Below are 2377 nucleotides of genomic sequence, written 5' to 3' on the forward strand. Positions count from 1 at the left end.
CGCCGATGATCGCGGGCATGACCATGAAGAACACCATGATCAGGCCGTGCGCGGTAATCAGCACGTTCCACATATGATAGGCTTCGTCGAGCGAGGCTTCCTTGCCTGCCATCATCGAAGCCCAGCCGCTCAGATACTGGATGCCGGGTTCAGCAAGCTCAAGGCGCATCATGCCCGAAATTGCACCACCAATGATGCCCGCGGTAATCGCGAAGATCAGGTAGAGCGTACCGATATCCTTGTGGTTGGTCGACATGAACCAGCGGGCGAAAAAGCCCGGCTTGTGGTCCGCATCATGCGCATGGTCATGATGGTCGGCGGGATTTGCAGCAATCGTCGTCATCTTGGTCGACCTCTTTATTACTTGGCAGCCGGCGCCGGAGCGGCGGCAGGTGCAGTTGTAGTTGCAGCAGGTGCGGTTGCGGCAGCCGCGGCGGCAGGGGCCCCAGCAGCAGGCGCTGCTTCAGCGGCTTTCTCGCCTGGCATCTGGCCACCCTTGGCCTTTACCCATGCCGCGAATTTTTCAGGCGGAAGCGCCTCGACCACGATCGGCATATAGGCGTGGCGGGCACCGCACAGTTCCGAACATTGGCCAAAATACACACCAGGCTTCTCGATCGTCACGGCCTTCTCGTTGAGGCGGCCGGGGACGGCATCGAGCTTGAACCAGAGTGCGGGTACCGCAAAGCTGTGGATCACATCCGACGCGGTGGTCTGGATGCGGATCGGAACGCCGGCGGGGACGACCATGCGGTTGTCAACAGCGAGAAGCTTCGGACCGTCATTATCGGTACGGAAGCGTTCGCCAGCCTTCACAGCCGACTGTTCCTGCAGCATGTTCGAAACGACTTCAAAGCCGCCATGGTCGGGATAGGTATAGCCCCAATACCATTGATAGCCGGTCACCTTGACGGTCACGGCTTCCTTCGGCGCAGGTTTGAATTGTTTCGCAACGAGGGTCAGCGACGGATAGGCGATGCCGAGCAGGATGAGAACGGGCACCAGCGTCCAAACGATCTCGATAAAGGTGTTGTGCGTGGTTTTCGAAGGCGTCGGGTTGGCCGCACGGCGATAGCGGACGATAACCCACAACAACAGCGCGAGGACGAACAGCGAGATTACGGTAATCAACGGCAGCAGGATCGAATTGTTCATCCACTTGGCATAATGGCCATTGGGGCTGAACTGCTCCTGGAAATCGACGCCGCGATCCTTGGGCATGCCGACATGATTTTCATAGTCGGGCTTCATCGGGGTGTAACCAGGCAGCGATCCGTCCATTGAGGTGGCCGCAGCAGGTGCCTCAGCCGCTTTTTCTTCGGCCGGAGCAGCCGTCGGAGCGGCCTGAACAGGGGCCGGAACCGCTTTCGCCTCTGCCGCAACCGGTGCGGGAGCGGGATTCGCCGCTTGCGCCGATACCATTGCGGGCAACAGCATCATGCCGCATGCCAAAACAAACTTTTTCATAATATTCATTACGTTAGCCCCGTAATCCTACCGCGGAGACCCCGCCCGAAACTGTTATATCGCTTTTATTATGCCGCGATTTGGCGCGGCTTATAGGCGCGCTTGGCACAAGCCTCAAGCAGCCTCAATACCAATTTTTGCATTTATTTGTGCGGGGAATCCACCTATTTGCATTGCAAATCGCGCATCTCCGATTGCACGCCCATCAAGGACCTCTCCAAAATCATGACCGAAGACGAAATTCTCTCCGAGTTCCGCGCTGCCGAAGCATTGCTGGAAGGGCATTTCCTGCTCTCCTCAGGGCGGCACAGCGCATATTATTTGCAATGCGCCCGGTTGCTGATGAATCCGGAGCGCGCCAGCCGGGTTGCGGTGGCGATCGCACAGAAATTGCCGCGCGATATCCGCAGCCAGATTGACATAGTGGTCTCGCCCGCGATGGGCGGCATTATAATAGGCCATGAAATGGGCCGCGCCCTTGGCGTCGACGCGTTGTTTGTCGAGCGCCCCGAAGGGGTGTTCGGATTACGCCGCGGCTTTGCCTTGAAGGAAGGGCAAAAAGTTTTGATGGTTGAGGATGTGGTCACCACCGGCCTTTCCTCGCGCGAAGCCATCAAGGCGATCGAGAATGCAGGTGGCGAAGTAATTGCAGCGGCATCGATCGTTGATCGGTCGGCGGGCGCCGTCGAACTGGGCGTGCCTTTCTTTCCGCTTATTGAACTCAACTTCCCGACCTACGCGCCCGATGAACTGCCAGCCGAATTGGCAGCAACCGAGGCGGTTAAGCCGGGAAGCCGGAAAGCCTGAACATGACCAACCACCTCCGCCTAGGCGTCAATATCGACCATGTCGCGACGATCCGGAACGCGCGCGGCGGCGATCATCCCGATCCGGTGCGCGCGGCGGAGAT

Annotated in this window: 4 protein-coding genes; 2 read left to right on the top strand and 2 right to left on the bottom strand. The window is 58.6% G+C overall.

Going from position 1 to position 2377, the window contains the following annotated elements; genetic code table 11:
- Positions 1-343, bottom strand: a 343-nt coding sequence (locus PKC81_RS14645) for a cbb3-type cytochrome c oxidase subunit I (protein WP_324337346.1), incomplete at its 3' end; no start/stop codon positions are given.
- A 17-nt stretch (positions 344-360) separates the two neighbouring features.
- A complete protein-coding gene (gene coxB, locus PKC81_RS14650; protein ID WP_324337347.1) occupies positions 361-1467 on the bottom strand; it encodes a cytochrome c oxidase subunit II in 1107 nt (368 codons plus the stop codon).
- A gap of 225 nt (positions 1468-1692) precedes the next feature.
- Between coxB and pyrE the strand changes: the two genes are divergently transcribed.
- Positions 1693-2274 (top strand): orotate phosphoribosyltransferase, encoded by a 582-nt coding sequence (gene pyrE / locus PKC81_RS14655; protein WP_324337349.1) that lies wholly within the window; start codon positions 1693-1695, stop codon positions 2272-2274.
- Positions 2275-2276: 2 nt separating this feature from the next.
- Positions 2277-2377: pyridoxine 5'-phosphate synthase (locus PKC81_RS14660; RefSeq protein ID WP_324337352.1), on the top strand; the 101-nt coding region annotated here is incomplete at its 3' end.

The organism is Sphingorhabdus sp. (assembly GCF_035329025.1).
In the GTDB taxonomy this organism is placed as follows: domain Bacteria; phylum Pseudomonadota; class Alphaproteobacteria; order Sphingomonadales; family Sphingomonadaceae; genus Sphingorhabdus_B.